We start from the raw sequence: 18,706 nt of genomic DNA, 5'->3' as shown, positions 1-18,706 counted from the left end.
CCCGCGCCGCGCTAGCCCCGGGACAAGCCACCAGAGAACGCGGCCGCGGCGGCCTCGTTCGCGCAGCTCTTCCACGGTTGTGGTGCTCAGGCGCCGGACCGGCAGCGACGTTTCGCGTTGATCTCTTCCGCGTGCTCTGCGTGCCACCCGATGGAAATGTGAAGCGCCGAATGCGCTCAGCGCCGTTCCACCGCGTCGTCGGCGTGACGCAAGACGATCTCGGCCCGGCGCACGCCGCGGCGCACGCCCGTGACGAGCAGGACGGAACGCGCCGCTACGGCGAGGATGACGACCGTGACGAGAGCGAGCAGCATCCATGCGATGAGCTGCCAGCCGGGGAACGCCGCGACGGCCGCCCACTCGGCCCCGTATCCTCCGGCGGCGGCGAGCGGGAACGTGAACGACCAGAACCCGAGGGTGAACGAGAGCCGTCGGTAGCGCGGGATGAGGGCGACCTGCTGCAGCGCCATCACCACGAGCAGGCCGAGCAGTGCCATCGAGAGGATGTCCGCATGCTCGCCGTTGATCGTGAACCACGCAGTCCCGGCGACGGCGGGCGGGGCGAGCAGGATGGCGCACGTCGGGGTGAGAGCGTCCGGCAGCGGTGTGAAGAACGCCAGCCGTGCCAGCAGGACGGTGGAGATGACGATCCAGAAGAACACGCCGACCGCGAACGCCCCGATGGCGAGGACGGGCAGGCCGATCGTGAAGGACGTGGTCGCGGCGATGAGTCCGGCGGCGACGGTCGGCAGCAGGTATCCGCCGTGGAAGGCTTCCGGCGGGAGGCTTCCGGTGTGCCAGAAGGCCAGGATCCATCCGGCGAGGATGGCCGCGACACCGATCGAGGCGATCACGAGGATCTCGCCGGCGAGCGGGACGAACCGGTAGAGGTCGGCTCCGAGCACCATCCCGACCACGGGCACCAACGCGGCGATGGGGCCCTGCGCGGGATGCCGGAGTTGCTGGGCGAACGACTCGGCGCTGCGCGCTCCTCGGCGGAGGTGCGCGACGATCAGCCAGATCCAGGCGATCGCGACCACCACCCAGAGAGCCTGTCCGATGGCGTCCGGCACGCCCAAGAGCCGACCAGCGCCCGTCCAGACCACGGCCAGCCCGGCGAGCCCGAAAGCGATCGCCAGGGTATTGAGCGGGATGCGCTGCGCGGGGCTCATCGGACCACCGCCGCTTCGAGCTCAGCCGCCAGCTCGTTCGCAGGACGCTCGTTCGGCTCGGCCAGCCCTGTCAGGATCTCACCGAAGTGGCGGCTCAGCTCGGCGAGCATCTCGTCGTCGATGTCGCGCACACCGTGGACGACCAGCGGAGCGCGCCAGCGCATCCCGAGCCGGTGCGCCGTCGCCCGGAGCGGGGCGAGGATGGCGTCGTACTCGTAGCTGTGCAACTCGCCCGGGCGGTACCCGCTCTCGGCGCCGCCGGTCGTCGTCACGACGCGCAGCGTCTTTCCCGCCAGAGCGCCAGGGGCGCCCGTGCCGTACGCCCAGCCGCGCGTCATGACGGTATCCAGCCAGTTCTTCAGCGGCCCGGGCACCGAGTACCAGTACGTCGGATAGAGGAGGACCACGTCGTCCGCGCGCGAGAGCGCGGCCTGCTCGGCGAGGACGTCGGTGACGCCTCCGGGATAGAGGTCGGCGAGGATGCGGACATCCACGGAGGGGATGTCCGCGGCCGCCGCCGTCAGGGCGGCGTTGACGCGCGAGGCGGTCAGGTCGGGGTGCCCGACGATCAGGGCGGTGCTCACGATGGTTCCTCTCGATTGCCGGCCGGATTGATTGCCAGCGCCGGTGTCCAGTTCTTCGAAGCCATGACTCCACTCTCGTGGCGGACAGCGAATCTGCCCAGGAAGAATCAGGTCGTGATGCCCACACATCCAGCCAACTTCGCCCGACGCGTGCTGGCGGGCGTTGCGGACGGCTACGCGCCTGAGCGCACCTGCTCCGCATAGACGGACGGACTCGAACCGACTCTCGCGACGAACACCCGCCGCAGCGTCTCGGAGGTGCCGAAGCCGCTCCGAGCGGCGGCCTCGGCGACCGTCGCACCGTCTTGCAGCATCATCTGGGCGGCTTCGATCCGGATGAGCTCCACATAGCGAGCCGGCGTCGTACCGATGTCGTCGTGGAACAGCCGGCTGAGGCTCCGTGGACTCACGTTCGCGATCGCGCTCATGCGGGCGAGCGAGTAGTCGCCGGCCGGGTCGGCCGCGATCGCGTCCATCAGCCCGCGCAGAGGGTTGTCGGCCGCCAGGTGCTCCCGAGACGGTGCGGAGAACTGGGACTGGCTGCCGGGCCGTTGCAGGAAGACCACCATCTGCCGGGCAACCTGACGGGCGATCTGCGGCCCCCAGTCGTCCTCCACGATCGCGAGCGCGAGGTCTATCCCCGAGCTGACGCCGGCCGACGTGATGATGTTGCCATCCCGCACGAAAAGGGCATCGGCATCCACCCGCACCAGCGGGAACGCTGCGGCGAACTGCGCGGCGCGAGTCCAATGCGTGGTGGCTCTGCGGTGGTCGAGCAACCCCACCTGAGCCAGGAGGAACGAGCCGGTGCACACCGACGCGATGCGCTCGGCTCCGCCTGTGAGCGTGACGACCGCGTCGGTGAGCGCCCGATCGAACGGTTGGGAGATCATTCCGTACGCTCCCGGCACGATCACGGTGTCGAGGTGGCCCGCTTCCGCCGCGGGCAGTTCAGCGGTCAGGACCAGGCCGTTCGACGCCTTCACATTGCGCCCGTCCGCCGAGACGAGCACGGTCTGATAGTTCGCGCCGAAGGTGTTGGCGTGCGAGAACACGTCGGCCGGACCCGCGACATCGATCATCGTGACGTCGTCGTAGACCAGGATGCCCATCCGCCTGCGTTCGGACACGTGTCCTCCAGACGATCGAGGTTCGAGCCGCCCAGGCAGGACCGACGGCGCGTCGCCCTCATTCTGCACCCGGGCGGTCTCGGGCACACCCGGGGCGTGCAGGCTTCACGCTCTCCCATGAGCAGCTGCGCTTCCACTCGGCGGCGGGCTTGTCACTTCGCATTCTGCCCAGATCGCGGGCGTCGTCGCCCACGATCTGAGCGCGAACGGGGCAGGTCGGGGAATTTTCCAAACTCCCTATTTGATCGGCGCGGGCCCCGCGCTATAGTGTCCGCGAGAGTCGTACACGACGAGCACCCTTCAATACCCGAAGCGCTCGTCACCTCACCTGGGGATGTTGAGGGTGCGAATCTCGTACACCACGGATGTGGGATCCGCGGTGCTGGGGAATGAAGTAGGACCGCATGTTCAGTGCGCTCTCTTTGTGCGCTGCCGACGCTGGGTGTGGGCAGTGACGACGGCGACTGAGTCGCCTCTGGCGACGCAGATGACGGCGACCATGCCGATGTTGCGGAGTGCGGCGGGGGCGCCGCGTGCGGCGGCCGCGCCGCGCGTCGCGCCCGCGCTGGAACGCCGGCTGGCCTGGCAGAGACGGTATCGGCGGAGACTGCGCTTCGCCGACATCTCGGTCGTGGTGGTCTCCGTCGCCATCGCCGCGCTGGCGCAGGGTGCCACCGTCATCGGAGCCGGACCCGTGGACGTGACCGCCTCGCCGTGGCAGGACGCGCGTGTGTCGTTCGTCACCGCCACGATCTGGCTCACGCTGCTCGCGGTCTTGAAGACCCGCGACGAGAGGATCATCGGGCACGGGACGTCGGAGTACCGTCGCGTCATCCGGTCGACCGCCCTGTCGTTCGGCATCCTCGCCATCGGCTTCGTCGTGATGCAGACCGAGAGCATCCGGACGGAGCTGCTCGTGGCCCTTCCGGTCGGCATGGCGGGCCTTGTCATCGCGCGGCGGATGTCGCGGCGCTGGCTCGTGCATCAGCGCGAGGCGGGCGAGTTCGTGTCACGCGCCGTCGTCGCGGGGACGCGGGCGGACGTCGAATACGTCGCGAGGACGGTGCATGCCAGCGGTGTCTGCGGGTACCACGTGCTCGGCGTCGTGCTCGACGGCGATCCGGCGAAGAGCATCGACGTGGGCGGCCACACGATCCGCGCACTCGGCAGCATGGACACCGTGGCGCGGGTCGCCGAAGAGCTCGGAGCGGATGCCGTGATCATCGCGAGCTCCCGCCGGGACGATCCGGAGTACATCAAGCACCTCGCGTGGCAGCTCGAAGGATCCGCGGCCGAACTCGTGCTCTCGAGCCCTCTCGCCGATGTCGCCGGCCCGCGGATGACCCTTCAGCCGATCGAGGGACTCCCGCTCGTCCATGTGGCGATCCCCACCTTCGAGGGCGGACGCTATGCCCTCAAGCGCACGATGGACATCGCGATCTCCGCGATGGCACTGCTGGTGGTCGCGATCTTCGTCCCGATCATCGCGCTGGCAATCAAACTCGACAGCAAGGGAGACGTCTTCTTCCGACAGGACCGGGTCGGGCGCGACGGGCGGATCTTCAGGATCGTGAAGTTCCGCACGATGGGCATGGATGCGGAGGCGCGGCAGTCCGAGCTGGCGAACAGCAATGAGGGAGCCGGACTGCTCTTCAAGATGAAGTCCGATCCACGCGTGACGCATGTCGGCGCCATCCTCCGGCGATACTCGCTGGACGAGCTTCCGCAGTTCTGGAACGTGCTCGTCGGGGACATGAGCGTCGTCGGGCCGCGCCCGCCCCTGGTCTCCGAGGTGCAGGCATACGACGGCACCGTCTGCCGGCGCCTGTACATCAAGCCCGGAATCACCGGGCTGTGGCAGGTGAGCGGGCGCAGCGACCTGTCGTGGGATGACAGCATCCGCCTCGACCTCCGCTATGTCGAGAACTGGTCCGTGACGAGCGACCTGCTGCTCATATGCCGCACGGTCAAGATCATGCTGAGGCCGGAGGGTGCTTACTGACTTCCGGGCGTGGTGGAGATCCCCCGCCCGATCGACTGGGGATCTGCGGCCTGATCCCTCACGCGACGCACCCGCGACGTGTGCGGCCGTAGATCCCCTCTACCTCCTCGAACGCCCGCCTGCGCCGGCGTCGCTCGCCGGCCCTCCGTCCGGCGGATACCGGAACGACGAAGGTCGTTGAGATGGCTCGGGATGAGACTGGTGCGAAAGGACTGACGCGCGGCATGAAGACCGCCCTGATCGCAGTCGGAGCCGTCGTCCTGATCGGAGCGGTCGCGAGCGCCTCGCTGCTGTCGGCGGGAGGCGCAACCTCCTCGGCACAGGCGCCATCGGGACCGGCATCCACCGCGTCGTCCACCTCGTCTTCCACCGCGTCGTCGGCCTCCCCGCCATCCGGGGCCGAGCGGGGTGCGCCGCCCAGTGGCACGCCGGGACCCGTGCCCGGGAGGACGCCGACCTCGGGCAGCGAGGTGCCGCCCCCGACCACGGCTCCGGCGCACGCCCTGCCCCCGGTGACGCAGGCGCCGCCCCTGCTGTCGGCGCCGCTGCCCGCATCCGCCACGAAGTCGGGCGGACTGGTGGGCGGCTTCCCGACGAAGATCATGGGGCCTGCAGCGCGAACCAGCGTCGTCTCCAGCTCGATCGCGACCGAAGGCCGCGTCATGCAGGTCTCACTCGTGGGGCGATCCACCTCGACTCCGGCCGACATCCGCACCCACTACGCCCTGCTGTGGGCGTCGCTGGGACTCGTCTTCCAGCAGACGTCGGACGGGACGACCGCGTTCCGCAGCCCCTACGACTCTCTGACCCTGTCGTTCGAGCCGAGCGGCACGGGCACGCGCTACACCGTCTTCGGCGTCTTCCGCACCCGGTGAGCTCGCATGTCCCTCTCCTTCTCCCGTAAGCCCGTGCAAGGGGACACCGAGACGTCGGAGGGCCGCGCGATGCCCGCGCCGGTCCTCCGGCGGACCGGCATCCTCACCTGCGACCAGGAGTCGACGTGAGCAGGCGACTGACCTGGCTGCTGATCGCGGTCGTCTCGCTCATCGCCGTCGGCTCGACGATGGCGGTGGGAGTGTTCGCGTGGGCCCGCTACTCGTCCCAGCCGAGCGACCCGGCTCGCGCACAGACGGCGACGTCGGCCGACTGGGCGTCGGGCGACCGCATCGTCTTCCGGAGCACGGCGCGCGGCCAGGGCTACGGACTCGTGGCGAGCGTGCCGCTCGCCCGACCGGAGGCTTCCCGCGCTCTGACCGACGTCCCGTGCGACCGGGTGGACGCCATCGCCTCCGCGTTCGTGTGCCTGCGGTCCGAGCGCGGGCTCACACCCGCCTACGACGGCTCGCTGTACGACGACGCCGGCCGGCAGCGTCTCACGTGGCCGTTGCCCGGCATCCCGAGCCGTGCTCGATTCTCGCCGGACGGAACACTCGTCGCGACGACCGCGTTCGAGACCGGCGCGTCCTATGCCACCGTCCGGTTCTCGACCGAGGCCGAGATCCGCCGTGTGAGCGACGGGACGATCGTCGGCAGCCTCGAGGATTTCGCGTTCATCGTGGACGGGCAGCGGATCGCGCCCCCCGATCGCAACTTCTGGGGCGTCACGTTCTCGAGCGACGACGACACCTTCTACGCCACCGCCGCCACCTCGGACAGGACCTATCTCGTGCGCGGCGATCTGACGGCCCGCACGCTGACCGCGATCGCCGACACGGTGGAATGCCCGTCGCTGTCACCCGACGGCACGCGGATCGCGTTCAAGCGGGTGACCGGCGGCTCGGGCGCCACGGTGCATTGGACGCCCGCCGTGCTCGACCTCGCATCCGGCCGCGTGACCGTGCTCGGCTCGGAGAAACGCAGCGTCGACGACCAGATCGCGTGGCTCGACGACACCACCCTTCTCTACGGCCTCCCGAACAGCACTCCCGGAGACAGCGACGTGTGGGCGCTCGCCGCAGACGGGAAGGGCCCGCCGACGCTGCTCATCGAGCACGCGTGGTCGCCGTCCGTCGTCCGGACGGGGTGACCCGTCGCAGACACCGTCCGCCCGATCCGTGAGGAGGCCCATCGACATGGTCAGCGTCATCATCGCCGCGCACAATGAGGAGGCGGTCCTCGGCGCGTGCCTGGATGCCGTGCTCGGGACCACCCGCACCCGGCCCCTGGAGGTCATCGTGACCGCGAACGGATGCACCGATCGCACCGCGGCGATCGCGGCCTCGCGCGACGTCGTGGTCATCGATCGGCCGGAGCCGGGCAAGGCCGCGGCCCTCAACGCCGCCGACGCGGTGGCATCGTCCGCACCGCGGATCTACCTCGACGCCGACATCATCCCGCCCCCGGGCGCGATCGACGCGCTCGTCGCCGCGTTGACGGACGCGCCGGGCACACTCGTCGCGGTGCCCGGCCGGCGCGTGGCCACGCGGGGCAGAGCCTGGCCGGTGTGCGCCTACTACCGGATCAATGAGCGGCTGCCCGCCTTCCGGACCGGGCTCTTCGGTCGCGGGTTCATCGCGGTCTCCGAGCGGGGACGGGCGCGCTTCGGGACGTTCCCGGAGATGGTGGCCGACGACCTGTTCCTCGATTCGCAGTTCTCCGACGTCGAGAAGAAGCAGGTGGATGACGTCGAGATCGTGGTGGAGGCCCCCTTCACGTCGCGCGACCTCGTCAAGCGCCTGACGCGCGTGCGCCGCGGCAACGCCGCGATGCGTGCGGCGGCGGATGACAGCTCCATCGAGGCCGCCGTCAGGCCGTCGGACCGCTGGGCGTGGCTGCGGGAGGTCGTGCTCCGCGACCCGGCTCTGATTCCGGATGCCGTTCCCTACGTCGCGATCACGCTGGTCGCGGCCGTGCGATCGCGGCGCTCCGCCCGCTCGGGCGATGGCTGGGGACGCGACGAGAGCACGCGCACGCCTCAGCCGGCGGGCAGAGCGTGACGCCGATGAGGATCAACCTGTGCTTCCACGGGATCGGGGACGATCCCCTCGAGCGCGAGCCGGGCGAGTCCCGGTACTGGATCACCACGGAGCTGCTCCACCGGATCCTCGACGAGGTGGCGCAACACCCGGACGTCGCCCTGAGCTTCGACGACGGCAATCGATCCGACGTCGACATCGCTCTGCCCGCGCTGCTCTCCCGCAGCCTCGACGCCACGTTCTTCGCGCTCGCGGGCCGGCTCGACGACGATGCGAGCCTGACTCCGGCGGACCTTCGCGACCTCCGGTCATGCGGCATGAGGATCGGGTCCCACGGGTGGGACCACACGCCCTGGCCGGATCTGAGCGACGAGGACGCGCGGCGCGAGCTGACCGATGCCCGCGTCGCCCTGGAGGAGGCGAGCGGCGGCGCGATCCCCGACGCCGCCCTTCCGTTGGGGCGCTACGACCGCCGGCTGCTCGTCAGCCTCAAGCGCCTCGGCTACGACACGGTCTATACGAGCGACCGATTCCCGGCACGACGGAGCGCGTGGCTCCAGGCTCGGTACAGCGTGACAGCGGCGGACACGGTCGACTCGGTGCGCGCTCTCCTCGGCCATCGGCCGGGACCGGAGGATGCGGTGAAACTCGCGAAGAGCGTCGTCAAGCGCCTCCGCTGACCCCGTCAGTTCGCAGCTGGCTCGCGCACCGCGCGTGCGCGCCGCAGCCTCCGCAGGACCAGCACCCACGCCAGGACGGCACCCACGACCGCGCCGGCGGTGTTCGCGAGCACGTCGCGAACACTCGCCTCGCGCGACGGGATGACGATCTGCACCAGTTCCACGCCGGCCGACACCAGCAGCGCGAGGACGACGCCCAGCCAGCGCGGTCGCGTCAGGAGCGTCAGCAGGAATCCGAGCGGCACGAACAGCAGGATGTTCGCGGTGAACTCCACCCAGCCGGAGCCGAACCACGTCAATCCGAGGGCCGACCGCAGCCACGAGTCGATCCCGTTGACGATGCCGCTGTACGACAGGGGTGCGAGGAGCACCGCACCCGCACAGGCCCCGTAGATGAGGAGGCCGACCAGCGCCCAGCGCCGCAACCAGGCGTTTTCACAGGGCATAGGCAGATTCCCTCTTCTGAGCCGAGAACACGGGTGTTGGACCGTTCAAAACCTGTAGCCGTGCCCCCGTCTGGCACGTGAGAATCCTCTCATCCCTTTGGAGACGGCGTGAGTGTCGCGGAGACTACCAGAGGCGGACCCCCCCCACCCGCTGCAACCCTCCCCCGACCCCCGGATTGTTATGACCCGAAAAGCTCTCCGCGCCCGCGCGCGCTTCCGCACCCGCCTCCGCCGTACCAACATCGCGATCGCCGCCGGCATCGCGGCGCTGGTCGCGGTCGCAGGAATCGCGATTGCCCCCGCGATCGCGGCACCCACCACGACCAGCATCTTCTCCAAGTCACTGACCCCCCAGGTCGCCGTCGACCAGGACCGCAAGGCCGTCGAACTCGGCATCCGGTTCAGCCCCCAGCAGTCCGGCACCGTCACGAGCCTGCAGTACTACCAGGGGCGCGGCGACACCGGTGTCAAGACCGCCACGCTGTGGACCGCCGGCGGCACCGTGCTCGCCCAGGTGTCGTTCACGCCGTCCAGCACGGTGGGGTGGCGCACGGTTCCGCTGAAGGCAGCCGTGCCGCTGTCAGCGGGAAAGACGTACGTCGCCTCCTACAACGCCCCCGCGGGACGCTATCCCGTCACCGAGAGGGACCTGACGACGGCGAAGACCCAGAACGGGTTCGCGCTGACCTCCGGCGCGGGCGTCTACCGCTACGGAACGACGGGAAAGGTCCCCACCTCGACGTACCGGGGCTCCAACTACCTCGTCGACATCGTCTACCAGTCGTCCACGCCGACGACGACGCCCACCCCGAGCGCGACGCCCAGTGCGACGGCGACCAGCACGCTGAGTCCCACCCCGTCGCCCTCCTCGTCGAGCACGACCACGCCGACGCCCACGCCGACGACGTCGCCCACGGCGACGCCCACACCCACCCCAACGGCAACGCCCCCGGCGCAGCCAGGCGGTTTCGTGGTCCTCGGACGCTCCTTCCCCTCATCGGCGACGACGGGAGTCCCTGCAGGAACCGTGCTCACTCCGTACACCGGGCCCTGCACGATCCAGACCGCGGGTGCCGTGATCGACTCCAAGACGGTCAACTGCGACCTGCGCATCCTCGCCAAGGGGATCGTGATCAAGAACTCGCTGATCAACGGCAGCGTGTATGCGGACTACACCGACAACGTGGGATCGTTCAGCATCACGGACAGCAAGGTGGTCGCCTGGAACGGCCCGGGGACCGGAATCGGCGACGCCTACTTCACGGCGACGCGGGTCGAGGTGGTCGGGGGAACCCGCTCCATCAACTGCTACGCGAACTGCACGGTCACGGGTTCCTACGTACACGGCCAGTTCCATGACACGTCGGGCGTGAACCACGAGTCCGGCATCCGCGTGAACACGAACAGCAACGTCGTCGGCAATACGATCGCGTGCGACGCGCCGGACTATCCGCCGGACGCGGGATGCTCGGCAGCCCTCACCGGGTACCCGGACTTCGACCCGGTGCAGAACAACACGATCGACGGCAACCTCTTCATCGCCGGCTCGGGCGGGTACTGCTCGTACGGCGGATCGACCGCAGGAAAGCCGTACTCCGGACAGACGAAGAACATCCGGTTCACGAACAACATCTGGCAGCGCGGCACCGAGATGGGTGCCGGGGGCCGTGGATATGTGTGCGGGTACTGGGGGCCGATCACGTCCTTCGACATCAACGCCCCCGGCGCGATCTGGACCAACAACCTGTATGACGACGGTTCGGCAGTCGCTCCGGCGAACTGACGGTCGAATGGAGTGGTGATCGGCGCTCGCGCCGATCACCACTCCACCAGGGTGAGTTCGCTGTAGAGGTAGTCGACGACGAATCCGGTCCCCTGCTGCGGCGCCCGGAACATCTTCACGCGCGGCGCACGGAGTCTCCACCCCACCCCGCGGGGTGTGAAGCCGAGCACGCGATGCTCTGCCAAGGTCGCGGGGAACCCCCGTCGCAGCAGATGACCGGCCACCGCGCCCCACTTCTCACGAAGGAGGTCGACGTCGCCGCCGACGTAGAGAGGGCTCGCGAAGATCGGCAGCCGCTTCCGTCGATCGCGCCGGAACATGAGGTAGGCGTACCGGTCGCCGTCCGGGGCGCGAACGACGGCGTGGCGCGCCGCGGGCGCCGCACGATGATCCCGATAGACGTCGGCGTCGATGCCCGTGAGAACGGACTCGATGACGGCCGGGTCGCCCGTGACGGACGCGGGAGAGAAGACCCCGGGCACGACGTTGCTGATCACGGTCGTCGCGGTGTCCAGCCTCGTGAATCCCAGCCGTTCGTTCATCGCGGGGACGTTTCCGCTCGGAGAGAGGTCCGTGAACACGTACCCGGCCTGCCGGAGCAGCGCGCGGACCAGTGCGAGCGACTGGACCCGGTACTCCTCCTGGACGCAGAAGGCTGCCAGGTTGCAGACGCTGACCTCGCCATCCTGCCCCGATCGTGTGGAGTAGATCGCGACATAGACGCCGACCGTCTCACCGCCGTGCAGGATGCGGTAGCCATGGTTCGGCCCGCGCATGGCCCAGGGCGGGCGGACGATCGCCGACCACTGAGCGGCGGTCACTCGCCGGTTGAGGTTCTCGTGCAGGAACGCGCTGACTGCGGCGGCATCCTCGGCGTGGATCGGCACGATCTGGGTTGCCGATGCGGTCCGCCCGGGCGACGTCTCACTCGGCAAGACTCACCAATTCGGGTGAACGGGCAGCGGCTGCACGTCGAGCGACACGATCGCCGCCGCTTCTCGGGCGGAGGCGCTCGAGGAGGATCACCACGGAGACGGTCGCGCCGATCCCCAGCAGGGCGATCATGCCGTAGGCGCGGGGCCGGCTGCCCCCGACGTGATAGATGACCGTCGACTGCGGCGCGGCGGTCGCGATGATGTCGTTCACGGGCGCCACGCCCTTCGCGCGCTGCATGGCGAAGAGCTCGGAACTGACCGCTCGGATCAGTCGCTCCTGGCGGGCACGAACGACCTCGCGATCCGGGGAGACGACTTCGAGATCCAGCGTCTGGCTCACGAAGTTCGTCGCCCACTGTCCGCCGGTGTCGGGCAGCCGGAGCGACCAGCCGTCTCGCACCCCGGTGCCGACGATCGTCACGTCCGGGGAGGCGTACTTCGTCACCTTCCCCGGTCCGCCCACCAGCTTCGCCACGACGCCCGCGGTGTCGACGATGTCCTCGGATTGGGTCTGGAGCGCGTTCGGATAGGTCGAACTGGTCGGGGCGAGGAACACGATCTGCGTCCGCGTGTAGTAGACACCCTTGTCGCTCCACGACCACAGCGCGAAAACCGCTGTGCAGACAGCACCAGCGAGCACAATGGGCCACCATCGCAGCATTGCGCGCAGCAATTCCCAGAGAGTCATGAGTTCCCCCGATCTAGAATAGAGCCAGGGACGCTGGGGTCTGGGGGCCTCGGCATTGCACGACAAGGTCGAAACGACGCAGAGGGGACTGCCGCGATGATGGATGTCGCGCGTGCACTGGGGCGCAGATGGTACGTGCTGCTCGTCGGCCTTCTCGTCACCGCGGGTCTCGCGATCGGAGCGTATACGGTGACGCCGCCGCAGTACACCGCCCGCGGGCTGGTGCTGCTGCTGCCCTCGGAGGCGAGTGTCGGGAAAGGTGGCAACCCTTTCCTCGCGCTCGGCGGCTTGGATCAACCGGCCGGAATTCTCGTCGCCTATTTCTCGAGTTCGCTCGCCAAAGAAGACATCGCGAGTCGTGCACCCACGGCGACGTTCGACGTCGCGGTCGACGACTCGACGCGGGGCCCGGTCATCGCCATCGATGTCACCGATCGCAGCTCCTCAGAGACGCTGGATACGTTGAACTACATCGCGGATCAGGTGCCGGTTCAACTCGGACGATTGCAGCAAGAGGTGGCCACGCCGTCGAGCGCGATCATCACGTCCATGCCGCTGGTCATCGACGACAAAGCGAAGAAGGACAATTCGGGAGTGATCCGGATCGTCATCGCCGCGGCGATCATGGGAATCCTCCTCACGGGCATCGTGACGTTCGCGCTGGACGGCTTCCTGCTTCGGGCGCGGATGCGCCGAGCCGCACTCGCCGCCGGCGACAACGGGGCGGAGCCCGAGACATCGGGCGACTCCGTTCCACCGGGAGTCGGCGACCCCGCGCAAGCGCGACCGCGACGGCCGGATTGGCGATCGAAGCGCGACGCTCCGGGGGTGGTCGCTTCGAGCCTCCCCGTCCTGGCAGTGCCCGAGGCCGCGAGCACTCCAGCGATCGGCCTCGGTGACGATCCCCTTCGAGGACGACGCGATTGACGAGGGAGCTCGTCCGGTCTGACCGGAGAGTCGTGCCGACCCGCACCGACGCGGTCGGCTGGCTGACGGTGTACGTCATCCTGCTTCTGTTCATCCCGACTCGATTGGTCATCGGTCCTCTCGCGAGCGCCGGTGCGCCTTCGATGCTCTTCGGGCTGGGCAGCCTCGTGCTCTGGCTGCTCATCCGTCTGGGGGCGGTGAGGCCCCCACCCATGGACAGCCAGCCGATCCGGATCGCGCTCGGAGTCTTCCTGGCCTGTGCCGGCATCTCCTATGTTCTGGCCATGTCCGGGCCCATGAGCCCGGACGAGATCAGTCCGGGCGACGTCGCTCTGCTCTCGCTCGCCTCGTGGACGGGCACCCTTCTCCTGACGCACGACGACATCGGACGGCGCAGCCGGCTCGAGCTGCTCCTGTGGCGCCTGACCGTCTGCGGCGGTCTGATCGCGCTGCTCGGTTTCGTCCAGGTCCTGACACGACAGGTCTGGGTGGACCAGCTGTCCATCCCGGGGCTGACCGGCAGTCCGGGCTACAGCCTCAACGGTCGTGGCGGATTCCCCCGCCCATCGGGCACCGCGACGCATCCCATCGAGTACGGAACGCTCGTGGCGATGCTTCTCCCGCTCGCGTTGTACGTGGGTTTCCACCAACGCGAACGCGGACCCGTACGGTGGCTGCCGGCGGCCGCCCTGATCGCGATCGTCCCGGTGACCTCGTCCCGCTCGGCGTATCTCGGGGCCGCGGTCGGCATCCTCATCTGCCTGTTCGGATGGACGGCGGAGCGCCGCATCCGGATGCTCGCGTTGATCGTCGCGGGAGTGGCCGCGATGGGCATCATCACTCCGAACCTGTTCAGTTCGATCATCGGCCTCTTCGCGGGCGCGGCGAACGATCCCAGCATCGCATCGCGGACGGACAGCTTCTCTCTGGCGTTCGAGTTCATCGCACGCAAGCCCTGGTTCGGGCGAGGGCTCGGGACCCTTCTTCCGAAGTACCGGATCTTCGACAACCAGTATCTCGGCCTCCTCGTCACCATCGGCCTGGTCGGCACGCTGGCATTCGTGCTGCTGGCCGTGACCACCATCGCGACGATGCTGCGCCTGCGTGCCGCGCTCCGGGACCAGCGCTCCCGCGACCTGGCGCTGGCTTTCACGGCGGCGGTGACGACCGGCTTCGTCTGCCTCTTCTTCTTCGATGCGTTCGCGTTCCCCATGACCATGGGGCTGCTGTTCCTCACCATCGGGATGGGCGGCGCATTGCGCAGGATCGAGCGATCCGGATCCGATGTCGGGGGGTACGCATCGTGACCGCGGCGCAGACGGATGTCGCTGCGGTCGTCGTGACGTACAACAGCGAGGATCACATCGCCGCGCTCCTGGACAGCATCCCGGCCGCGATGGGCGACCTGACATACTCGGTGGTCGTCGTCGACAACGGCTCGCAGGATGCCACTCTCGAAGTCCTCGATGCGCGCCTCGATTGCCGCGTGATCCGCTCCACCAATGTCGGCTACGCGGCCGGCATGAATCGCGGCGTCGAGAACTCGCCCGAGGCGCGCGCCATCCTCATCCTCAATCCCGATGCCGCGCTGGAGGAGGGATGCGTTCCCTCGATGCTCGAGGTGCTGAATCGACCCGGGATCGGGATCGTGGCACCGCGCGTGAGCGAGGCGGACGGAAGCCTATCGCCGACCCTCCGGCGCGGACCGACGCTCGCCCGGGTCGGCGGCCTGAGCTTCACCGGGCTGCCCGCCTTCACGGAGCGCATCGAGGATCCCCGGGAGTACGAGACCGAGCACAAGGTCGACTGGGCCGTCGGCGCGATCCTGCTCGTGGACGCGGAGCTCTACCGAGAGCTGCACGGCATGGACGAGTCGTACTTCCTCTACTCGGAGGAGACGGACTTCAGCCTGCGGGCGAGGGACGCCGGCTTCGCCACGGTCTATACGCCGACGGCCCGCGCCGTGCACATCGGCGGCGGGTCGGGTGAGAGCGCGACGACCCACACGATGAAGATCCTGAATCGCGTGCGCATCTATCGCCGCCGCACCGGCGACGTGCGCGCCTCCGCCTACTACGCGATGACCGTGCTCATCGAACTGCGCCGAGCTCTTCTCGGTCACGAGAAGTCATGGCCCACCCTCCGGGCGCTCGTGCGCCCGTCCCAGCGCCCGCCGATGCTCGGCGCGAGCGAGAAGATCCTGCCGCGCTAGACCGGAACGGGGAATCGGATGACGAAGGTCTTGTTGGTCGCACCGACGTGCGACGGCGAGGACATCGGGGAATCCTGGGTGGCCTACCAATGGGCCCGGATGCTCGCGGAGCGCTTCGACCTCACCCTGCTGACGACCTTCAAGCGCGGGCACCGCGCTCCCTCCGAGCAGCTGCCGGACGTCGAGGTCGTCGAATGGGAGGAGCCTGCGGGGGTCGGCCGCTTCGAGCGCCTGAACAGCCTCATGGAACCGGGCTACGCGCCGTTCTACCTCAGAGGACGACGATGGCTGAAGCGCAGGCTGGCAGACGGTGAGGGCTTCGACATCGCACACCAGGCCGTGCCGGTCGCGATGCGGTATCCGTCGCCGGCGGCGGGCCTCGGCATCCCGTTCATCATCGGACCGGTGGGCGGCAGCCTGGAGTCGCCGCCCGCCTTCGCCGAGGAGGAGGGCGCCACCCCCTGGTATCAGCGACTGCGCAGCCTCGACTCGTGGCGGATCAGAAGGGATCCCGTGCTGCGCCGGACGTATGAGAGCGCGGACTGCGTGGTCGGCGTCGCACCCTACGTCAGCGACTTCCTGGAGGGACTTCGCCTGAAGCGCTTCGAGATCATGAGCGAGACCGCGGTGCACGAGGTGAAGCCGCCGGTCGATCGGTCGGGACGTGAGGGGCCGGTCCGGCTCCTGCATGTCGGACGCATCGTCCGCACGAAGGGGCTTCGAGACGTCATCCGGGCGATGGGGATGCTGCCCGAGCTGGACCTCGTGCTCGACGTCCTCGGCGACGGCAATGACCGTGCGAACTGCGAGGCGCTGGTGGCCGAACTCGGGCTCGACGGCCGCGTCGTGTTCCACGGCTCTGTTCCTCGCGGCGAGGTGGACGCCTTCTACGAGAGGGCAGACGTCTTCGTGTTCCCGAGCTATCGCGAGCCCGGCGGAAACGTCAGCCTCGAGGCGATGGCCTATGGACTGCCGCTGATCGTCTGCGAGCGCGGCGGACCGGGCGCGAACGTCGACGACACCTGCGCGTTCCGCGTGACCGCACAGTCGCCGGAGCAGCTCGCCGAAGACTGTGCCGCGTCGATACGGACCCTCGCCACGGACCGGGACCTGCGGCTGCGGATGGGCGCGGCGGCACGCACTCACGCCGAGAAGAACCACCTGTGGAGTTCCCGTCTGGACCGCATGAGCGACCTCTACGACGAGCTCATCGCGCAGCGGAAGGCGGGGTCCGCGCGACCAGGACGCTCGTGACGAACCCGACAGAGCTCGGTCGTGGGTCGATCCCGCCGGAGAGCACCCCGTCGATCCACTTGTCCTCCACGAATCCGAGATCGGCCAGGGCTTCAAGCTCGGACGGATGCTCGCGCCACCGCTCGACCACCTTGGCGGCGAGAACCGTCCCACCTGCGGGCGGGCGATTGCCTCGACGCACGCGCTGGAGCGCCTTGCGGCTCAGCCGCTGACCGGTTCGGAGCGTCTGCGTGACGGGGTCCCAGACGGACGGATGAGCGTAGGCCGCGGGGCTGGGACGGCCCTCGAGCGGAATCCGGCCCAACTCGGGATCGAGCTCCAGCTGCAGCGCCGCGAGGAATCGCGCGTGCGCCTTGCACTCGGGCGTCAATCGACGGCTGAGCGCGAGGAAGTCGTGATCCAGCATCGGGTTGATGACCACGCGCTGATAGCCGACAGCCGTGTCGGTCGCGCCGGCCCATCGCTGCATGCGGTGCCGGAGGTAGAGCTCGTCGGTCGCGCGGAACCACTCATCGCCGCCCGCTCGGAGCGCTTCATAGACCTCGTCGTTCGCCGCCTCGCGACTCCAGGCCGCGAAGTCCTCGGTGAGCAGCCCCGGCTCGACAGCCTCGTTGACGAACATCCGCCACGCTGCGAGCTGCTCCGCATCCTTCCGCGTATACGGGCGATCGCGGACGCGACCCACGTAGTAGAAGCCCCGCGCGACCTCGCCACCGAGGCCGGAGATGCGAACCCCCTGGGCGAAGCTCCGCTCGGCCACGCCCAGAGCGGCGAGCGCGACGGGATCCGACATCCCGTCGAGCCGCACCGCCGCTTCGAGACACAGGGTCCATGCCTCCTCCGGATCGAGCGCGCTCAGGTCGGCGAGACCGTGGACCTCGTGCGCGATGCGGTAACGGGCGCTGATGTCGCCGGCGATGGCGACATCCCCACTTCCCGGAACGCCCAGAGTCATCGCCCGCAGGCCGCGACGGCGCGAGACCGGGATCGCGCTGAGGAGCAGCCGGGAGTCGAGGCCTCCCGTCAGCTGCAGCACGGCATCCGGATGGTCATCGAGGACGGCGGCGAGCGATGCGCGCAGCAGGTTCGCGGCCTCTTGGACCGCTCGGGCGAGTGTGACCGGCTCGGCCGGAGCCTCGACCGCGGGGCTCACCCGCACCCCATCCGCCCCCAGGTGCGCGATCGCGCCCGCAGCGAGCTTCCTGACCCCCGCATGAAGGGTGCGTTCGCCGAGCTGCCAGCCGAGCAGGGATTGCGCGGCGACGCCGACAGGATCGAGCTCCGCCCTCTGCATCCACCCGGCCAGGAGGGCCGATGTGGAGAGCACGCCCGATCCGCCGCTCCCGGCCTCGCTGTGGAACAGCTGGCGGAAGCCCATGGAGTCGGCGACCATCGTGACGCCGTCCTGTCCCGCCGATGCGGCGGCGAAGGGCGGCAGCATCGAGATCAGGGCGCCCGGATCCCGGAGCATCTGCGCGGCCACGTCGTCGGCCGGCACAGCTCCTGTCGTCCGCCTGACCACGCGGGAGAGGATCTGCACGTCCGACGACGCGACGGGCGCTGTGCCCCAGCGGAGAAGGTGCACCGGGCCGCGCCGGCTCGTGCTACCGAGTGTCGCAGCCATCTCCGGCGGCACAGCGACGTCCGTGGTCGCGAGGAACCCCGGCAGGGGCGCGCCCGGTCCCACGTCTCTAGCCCGCCGCCAGCTTGCCGTCGACGAAGTCGCTGAGAGTGCCCAGCGTCTCGAACAGCTCGGGGCCGAACTCATCGTCGTCGATGGTGATGCCGAAGCGGTCCTCGAGGGCCGCGACGAGAGCGACCACGCCGAAGGAGTCGAGCTCGGGCAGTGCGCCGAGCAGCTCCGTGTCGCGTGAGATCGTCTCGGGTCGCTGCGGCAGCTCCAGAGCATCGACGAGCACCGTGCGGACGGAGTCGAGGGTGTCGGTCGTCTGGGTCATGTCGTTTCCTTTTCTCTAGC

The 18,706-nt window shown here is 69.1% G+C and carries 18 protein-coding genes; 10 read left to right on the top strand and 8 right to left on the bottom strand.

What is annotated here, in order from left to right:
• Window positions 1–176: 176 nt before the first annotated feature.
• The 3 genes from AC0NZN_RS11925 to AC0NZN_RS11915 form a co-directional block, all read right to left on the bottom strand.
• Window positions 177–1,172 carry an SLAC1 family transporter gene (locus tag AC0NZN_RS11925; protein ID WP_474592520.1) on the bottom strand — a complete coding sequence of 332 codons (996 nt, stop codon included), beginning with the start codon at window positions 1,170–1,172 and terminating at the stop codon, window positions 177–179.
• Complete coding sequence (locus AC0NZN_RS11920) at window positions 1,169–1,756, bottom strand: NAD(P)H-dependent oxidoreductase (protein ID WP_474592519.1); 588 nt, start codon at window positions 1,754–1,756, stop codon at window positions 1,169–1,171. The genes AC0NZN_RS11925 and AC0NZN_RS11920 overlap by 4 nt, the downstream gene beginning before the upstream one ends.
• Before the next feature lie 173 nt (window positions 1,757–1,929).
• On the bottom strand, window positions 1,930–2,886 hold the full coding sequence (locus AC0NZN_RS11915; protein WP_474592518.1) for a GlxA family transcriptional regulator: 957 nt from the start codon (window positions 2,884–2,886) through the stop codon (window positions 1,930–1,932).
• Window positions 2,887–3,337: 451 nt separating this feature from the next.
• Between AC0NZN_RS11915 and AC0NZN_RS11910 the strand changes: the two genes are divergently transcribed.
• From AC0NZN_RS11910 to AC0NZN_RS11890, 5 genes are all read left to right on the top strand, one after another.
• Window positions 3,338–4,888: a sugar transferase gene (locus AC0NZN_RS11910; RefSeq protein ID WP_474592517.1), complete on the top strand. Its 1,551-nt coding sequence runs from the start codon at window positions 3,338–3,340 to the stop codon at window positions 4,886–4,888.
• Window positions 4,889–5,112: 224 nt separating this feature from the next.
• Window positions 5,113–5,763, top strand: coding sequence for a hypothetical protein (locus AC0NZN_RS11905; protein ID WP_474592516.1), 651 nt, complete (start codon window positions 5,113–5,115; stop codon window positions 5,761–5,763).
• A 125-nt stretch (window positions 5,764–5,888) separates the two neighbouring features.
• The gene (locus tag AC0NZN_RS11900; protein ID WP_474592515.1) at window positions 5,889–6,914 is read left to right on the top strand and encodes a TolB family protein; all 1,026 of its coding nucleotides are present in this window, start codon (window positions 5,889–5,891) and stop codon (window positions 6,912–6,914) included.
• Window positions 6,915–6,960: 46 nt separating this feature from the next.
• On the top strand, window positions 6,961–7,824 hold the full coding sequence (locus tag AC0NZN_RS11895; RefSeq protein WP_474592514.1) for a glycosyltransferase family 2 protein: 864 nt from the start codon (window positions 6,961–6,963) through the stop codon (window positions 7,822–7,824).
• A 5-nt stretch (window positions 7,825–7,829) separates the two neighbouring features.
• Window positions 7,830–8,483: a polysaccharide deacetylase family protein gene (locus tag AC0NZN_RS11890; protein WP_474592513.1), complete on the top strand. Its 654-nt coding sequence runs from the start codon at window positions 7,830–7,832 to the stop codon at window positions 8,481–8,483.
• A gap of 5 nt (window positions 8,484–8,488) precedes the next feature.
• On the opposite strand, the gene AC0NZN_RS11885 is transcribed toward AC0NZN_RS11890, so the two are convergent.
• The gene (locus AC0NZN_RS11885; protein WP_474592512.1) at window positions 8,489–8,929 is read right to left on the bottom strand and encodes a VanZ family protein; all 441 of its coding nucleotides are present in this window, start codon (window positions 8,927–8,929) and stop codon (window positions 8,489–8,491) included.
• Window positions 8,930–9,110: 181 nt separating this feature from the next.
• Between AC0NZN_RS11885 and AC0NZN_RS11880 the strand changes: the two genes are divergently transcribed.
• A complete protein-coding gene (locus AC0NZN_RS11880; protein ID WP_474592511.1) occupies window positions 9,111–10,712 on the top strand; it encodes a DUF4082 domain-containing protein in 1,602 nt (533 codons plus the stop codon).
• Window positions 10,713–10,747: 35 nt separating this feature from the next.
• Here AC0NZN_RS11880 and AC0NZN_RS11875 read toward each other — a convergent pair whose 3' ends face one another.
• Both AC0NZN_RS11875 and AC0NZN_RS11870 read right to left on the bottom strand, forming a co-directional pair.
• Window positions 10,748–11,599: a hypothetical protein gene (locus tag AC0NZN_RS11875; protein WP_474592510.1), complete on the bottom strand. Its 852-nt coding sequence runs from the start codon at window positions 11,597–11,599 to the stop codon at window positions 10,748–10,750.
• A gap of 37 nt (window positions 11,600–11,636) precedes the next feature.
• Window positions 11,637–12,335, bottom strand: a complete 699-nt coding sequence (locus AC0NZN_RS11870; RefSeq protein WP_474592509.1) for a YveK family protein — start codon at window positions 12,333–12,335, stop codon at window positions 11,637–11,639.
• A gap of 96 nt (window positions 12,336–12,431) precedes the next feature.
• Between AC0NZN_RS11870 and AC0NZN_RS11865 the strand changes: the two genes are divergently transcribed.
• The 4 genes from AC0NZN_RS11865 to AC0NZN_RS11850 are packed head-to-tail and all read left to right on the top strand — an operon-like array spanning window position 12,432 to window position 16,728.
• Window positions 12,432–13,262: a YveK family protein gene (locus tag AC0NZN_RS11865; protein ID WP_474592508.1), complete on the top strand. Its 831-nt coding sequence runs from the start codon at window positions 12,432–12,434 to the stop codon at window positions 13,260–13,262.
• Between the two features lie 32 nt (window positions 13,263–13,294).
• Window positions 13,295–14,569 carry an O-antigen ligase family protein gene (locus AC0NZN_RS11860; RefSeq protein ID WP_474592507.1) on the top strand — a complete coding sequence of 425 codons (1,275 nt, stop codon included), beginning with the start codon at window positions 13,295–13,297 and terminating at the stop codon, window positions 14,567–14,569.
• Window positions 14,566–15,474 (top strand): glycosyltransferase family 2 protein, encoded by a 909-nt coding sequence (locus AC0NZN_RS11855; RefSeq protein WP_474592506.1) that lies wholly within the window; start codon window positions 14,566–14,568, stop codon window positions 15,472–15,474. The genes AC0NZN_RS11860 and AC0NZN_RS11855 overlap by 4 nt, the downstream gene beginning before the upstream one ends.
• A gap of 18 nt (window positions 15,475–15,492) precedes the next feature.
• Window positions 15,493–16,728: a glycosyltransferase family 4 protein gene (locus AC0NZN_RS11850; RefSeq protein ID WP_474592505.1), complete on the top strand. Its 1,236-nt coding sequence runs from the start codon at window positions 15,493–15,495 to the stop codon at window positions 16,726–16,728.
• Here AC0NZN_RS11850 and AC0NZN_RS11845 read toward each other — a convergent pair.
• Together AC0NZN_RS11845 and AC0NZN_RS11840 are read right to left on the bottom strand one after the other, a co-directional pair.
• The gene (locus AC0NZN_RS11845) at window positions 16,682–18,226 is read right to left on the bottom strand and encodes a hypothetical protein (protein WP_474592504.1); all 1,545 of its coding nucleotides are present in this window, start codon (window positions 18,224–18,226) and stop codon (window positions 16,682–16,684) included. The two genes, AC0NZN_RS11850 and AC0NZN_RS11845, sit on opposite strands and share 47 nt — an antisense overlap.
• A 193-nt stretch (window positions 18,227–18,419) precedes the next feature.
• Complete coding sequence (locus tag AC0NZN_RS11840; protein WP_474592503.1) at window positions 18,420–18,686, bottom strand: acyl carrier protein; 267 nt, start codon at window positions 18,684–18,686, stop codon at window positions 18,420–18,422.
• Window positions 18,687–18,706: the final 20 nt, after the last annotated feature.

This window comes from Microbacterium sp. sgz311019, assembly GCF_056135325.1.
The sequence above is the reverse complement of the archived record's forward strand: the minus strand, read 5'-3'. Positions and strand labels throughout refer to the sequence as shown.